General features: G+C 69.4%; 4 protein-coding genes and 1 pseudogene. 4 read left to right on the top strand and 1 reads right to left on the bottom strand.

Features of this window, described 5'->3' with window-relative positions:
• Nucleotides 1-45 precede the first annotated feature (45 nt).
• Nucleotides 46-684, top strand: coding sequence for an IS6 family transposase (locus DJ75_RS01400; protein ID WP_094522091.1), 639 nt, complete (start codon nucleotides 46-48; stop codon nucleotides 682-684).
• 124 nt (nucleotides 685-808) lie between these two features.
• Here DJ75_RS01400 and DJ75_RS01395 read toward each other — a convergent pair whose 3' ends face one another.
• Entirely contained in the window at nucleotides 809-1186 is a 378-nt protein-coding gene (locus tag DJ75_RS01395) for a hypothetical protein (RefSeq protein WP_094522090.1), read from the bottom strand.
• Between the two features lie 159 nt (nucleotides 1187-1345).
• On the opposite strand from DJ75_RS01395, the gene DJ75_RS01390 reads away from it, so the two are divergent.
• From DJ75_RS01390 to DJ75_RS01380, 3 genes and pseudogenes are all read left to right on the top strand, one after another.
• Nucleotides 1346-2371, top strand: coding sequence for a nitrogen regulation protein NR(II) (locus tag DJ75_RS01390; protein WP_094522089.1), 1026 nt, complete (start codon nucleotides 1346-1348; stop codon nucleotides 2369-2371).
• A 78-nt stretch (nucleotides 2372-2449) separates the two neighbouring features.
• A complete protein-coding gene (locus tag DJ75_RS01385; RefSeq protein ID WP_094522088.1) occupies nucleotides 2450-3520 on the top strand; it encodes an MBL fold metallo-hydrolase in 1071 nt (356 codons plus the stop codon).
• A 101-nt stretch (nucleotides 3521-3621) separates the two neighbouring features.
• Nucleotides 3622-4049 (top strand): annotated as a pseudogene (locus DJ75_RS01380) (hypothetical protein); the annotation flags it as partial.

Genomic DNA, 4049 nt, shown 5'->3' with positions numbered 1-4049 from the left:
GGTCGCGTAAAGTTAGAGGATGAGGCGTTCGACTTCAGAGTGCTTATGGCCGAAATCGAACGCCTCAGCGAAGGTATCGCGTGGATCGACTTGTCGTTTGTGGAGCGAGATCGGACTCCACGCTGGGCGATTGAAGAGGGGATTCGCTGTCATTTGACTGGTATGTCACTTCGAGAGGTGAGTAAATTTCTTGAACAATATGGGATCGATCGGAGTCACGTCGCTGTTCACAACTGGGTGCATAAAGCCGATCTACAGCCGCTCTCGACCGTCTCAGAGGATCAACTCGCGGTCGACGAAAAGATGATCCACCTACACGGCCAGAAGTTCTGGCTGTACGGTGGGGTTGATCCACAAACGAACGAGATCCTCCACGTGAGCCTTTATCCGACCGCAAATAAACAGACAACGAGATGGTTTCTCACCGAGCTACACCGGCGCTATCAGCTCGATACCGTCGAATTTCTCGTCGATGACGCAGACTATCTCGGCTCAGTCCTCGCTGAAGACGGCTATCGATTTCAAGTCATTCAACATGGAAATCGGAATGCTATCGAACGTGTCTTTTGGGAAATAGAACGACGAACATCATCGTTTGCAAATAGTTTCAGCAATGTCGCGCTAGAGACAGCTCAAAACTGGCTCGAAGCCTTCGCCGTCTACCACAATTCACGTCAAACTTAACGCGAGGGGCTTTGGCGGCGTTCGCCGCGCCGGCAACGAGTTATAGATAAACGCTGGAAGCTCCGAAGCTGCTCACGCCGACGGCGACGATCCGGTACCGAATACGAACCGATCCGCGGTTTGGTTATAGACCGACGATCGCCACACCGTAGACCGCGACCGCGCCGACGACGCCGACCGCCAGCGACTTCGCGTTCAGCCGGACCGCGCGCTTCCGGTCGGCCGCCAGCGCCGCCTCGTCGAGGACTTGGTTGGTGCCGTCGCCGACGTCGAAGACGCCGATACCGGCGAAGCCGACGCAGAACCGCTCGCGGTACTGGAAGTAGCCCATCGCGGCGCCGTACAGGGGGAAGACCGCGGCGAGCAGCGTCCAGCGCGGCCATCCGACCGCGACGACGGCGGCGACGAGGGTGATCGCGAGGAGGAACGAAACGACGCCGAGGAGGAGCCGCCGTCGCTGTTGGGCCGGTCCGATGTTGCACACGCCCGGTTGATACTCCATGCGGTCGGGTAGGCGCGAGACGACGAAAACGCACCGGAACCGCACCGCGTCGGCGCCCGAACCGCACCGCTCCGGCGGCGAGGCCGCAGCGGACCCGAGCGGACGAGCGTGACGGCCCATTTATTACTGAACGGCTGAAACGAACGGACGAGAGGAGCCATGACTGAACGGTCACCCCGGGGCGAGGAGATACGGCGGTACGAGACGGTCCTCGACTCGCTGGACGACGCCGTGTACGCCGTGCGCCCCGACGGGACCATCGCGTACGTCAACGAGCGCTACGCGGAGATGAAGGGGGTGAGCCGCGATGAGCTGGTCGGAACCGAGATCTACGACTGGGTCACCGAAGAGACGGCGGAGGAGGCCAGACGGGTCCGGCGCGAGATGGCGGCGGGCGACCGCGAGACCGGCGTCGTCGAGTACGACTTTCTCACCGCGGACGGCGAGCGGTTCCCGGTCGAGATGCGCTTCAGCCTAGTGACGGGCGAGGACGGCGACGGTCTGAACCGCGTCGGCGTCATCCGGGACGTCCGCGAGCGGAAGCGCCGCGAGGAGACGCTTCGAGAGAAGAACGAGCGACTGGAGGAGTTCGCCAGCATCGTCTCGCACGACCTCCGGAACCCGCTCAGCGTCGCGCGGGGGCGGCTGGAGCTCGCCCGCGAGGAACGCGACTCCGAGCACCTCGAGGCCGTCGCCGACGCCCACGAGCGGATGGAGACGCTCATCGAGGACCTCCTGTCCCTCGCCCGCGACGGCGACGGCGCCGAGGACGCGGAGCGGATCCCCCTCCGCGAGTTCGTCGAGGCGTGCTGGGAGGGGGTCGAGACCGGCGACGCGACGCTGCGGGTCGAGACCGACCGCGCGGTCCGCGCCGACCGGAGCCGGCTCAGGCAGCTGTTCGAGAACCTCGTCCGAAACGCGGTCGAGCACGCCGGCGACGACGTCACGGTCACGGTCGGCGACCTCGACGGGGGGTTCCACGTCGCCGACGACGGCCCCGGGATCCCCGAGGGCGACCGCGAGGCGGTGTTCGAGACGGGACACTCGACCGGGGAGAACGGGACCGGCTTCGGGCTCGCGATCGTCGAGAGCGTCGCGGCGACCCAGGGCTGGGACGTCGGCGTCACCGAGAGCGCCGACGGCGGCGCCCGCTTCGAGTTTACCGGCGTCGACGTGCCGGACTGAGGCGCCCGAAGCGGGAGGGTCGATCGCCGAGGGTTCCGCGGAGGCAACCCTCAAATGCGCGCCCGACGACGGGAGGGTGTGAAGCTGATCCAGCTCGGCAACACGGTGTTCGAGGGTGCGAACGACGTCTACCTGCTCGACGGCGAGACGACCGCGCTGGTCGACACCGGCGTCGCGCTCCCGGACGTCCGCGCCGATCTGGAGGCCGGGCTCGCCGAGAACGGGGTCGCGTTCGCCGACGTCGACGCGATCGCCTTGACGCACTGGCACCCCGACCACGCGGGGCTGGCCGGCGAGATCCAGGCCGCGGGCGACGCCGACGTGTACGTCCACGAGGCGGACGCGCCCCTCGTCGACGGGACGGAGACGCCGCTCGCGGCCGACCCCGACCTCCAGCGGGAGACGTTCGACCGATGGGGGCTCCCCGAGGCGGACCAAGAGCGCCTGCGCGACTTCTTCGACGCGGTGGGAACCGATCTCAGCGGCCGCCCCGCGGAGGTGACGACGATCGCCGACGGCGACGTCGTTGAGGTCGGCGGCGTGGCCCTGGAGGCCGTCCACCTGCCGGGGCACACCGCCGGGCTCGCCGGGTTCGCATTCGACCCGCGCGAGGCCCCGGACCACGAGCCGGTCGGGCGAAGCGGTCGGGAGCCGCGGAAGGGATCCGCGGCCCCCGAGGAGCTGTTCGCCGGCGACGCGCTCCTCCCCCAGTATACCCCGAACGTCGGCGGCGCGGACGTCCGGGTCGACGCGCCGCTCGCGGCGTACGGCCGGAGCCTCGCGCGGATCGTCGAGCGGGACTTCGACGCGGCGCACCCGGGTCACCGCGAGCGGATCGACGACCCGAGCCGGCGGGCCGCGACGATCCTCGATCACCACCGCCACCGGACGCGGCGCGTGCTCGACGTCCTCGCCGACGGCGGCCCCGCGACGGCGTGGGAGGTGTCGGCGGCGCTGTTCGGCGACCTGGTCGACATCCACGTGCTCCACGGGCCCGGCGAGGCGTTCGCGCACCTCGACCACCTCGCCGACGCGGGGGTCGTCGAGCGCGACGGCGTCCGCTACCGCCTCGTCGACCCGGACCCGGACGTCGACGGGCTGTTCCCGACCACCCCGCTCGACGACGTCGTGGACGGGTCGGCGGACTGAAGCGGCCCGGCCGGTCCGGGGCCGTCGCACCGACCCGCCGCGTCGTCGACGGTCCCCGCGCTCGCCGAAAGCTATTCGTGCGGTACGGCGTATCCACGGACGTGAAGCGGGACACCCTCGCTGCGGCCCTCCTCGCGCTCCTCGCGGTCGTCGCGCTCGGCGTCGCCGCGGCGACGCTCGACTCCGCCGTGAGCCTCGGCGGCGGCGGGATCGGCGGCGCCGGCGCCGGCGGGGGACCGAGCGGGGAGAGCGGCGACGTCGGCGCGTCGGCCGCCCCGAGCGGCGGGACCGCCCTCTCCGTCCCGCCGGCGTGCTACGAGTTCCTCCGCGAGCCCCCGGCGCTCGCGGCGTTCGCCGTCCTCCTCCTCGCGATCGCCGGGTTCGTCTACCGGGACACCGGGTCGAGGCTCGCCGCCGGCGTCGTCGCCGGGGCGATGGGCTTCCCGGTCGGCGCCCTGGGGTGGGTGCTCTCGACGTGCCGCCCGGCCGACGAGGGGTTCGAGTTCGAGCTCGGCGCCGCGGTCGGCGA

Origin of the sequence: Halorubrum sp. Eb13, from assembly GCF_002252895.1 — an archaeon.
Lineage (GTDB): Archaea > Halobacteriota > Halobacteria > Halobacteriales > Haloferacaceae > Halorubrum.
This window is presented reverse-complemented; position numbering and strand designations above follow the sequence as displayed.

Bases quoted from the DNA above. Each gene is read 5' to 3' on its own strand.
- DJ75_RS01400 (WP_094522091.1), top strand. From the start codon at position 46: ATGGCCGAAATCGAACGCCTCAGCGAAGGTATCGCGTGGATCGACTTG.
- DJ75_RS01395 (WP_094522090.1), bottom strand. From the start codon at position 1,186: ATGGAGTATCAACCGGGCGTGTGCAACATCGGACCGGCCCAACAGCGA.
- DJ75_RS01390 (WP_094522089.1), top strand. From the start codon at position 1,346: ATGACTGAACGGTCACCCCGGGGCGAGGAGATACGGCGGTACGAGACG.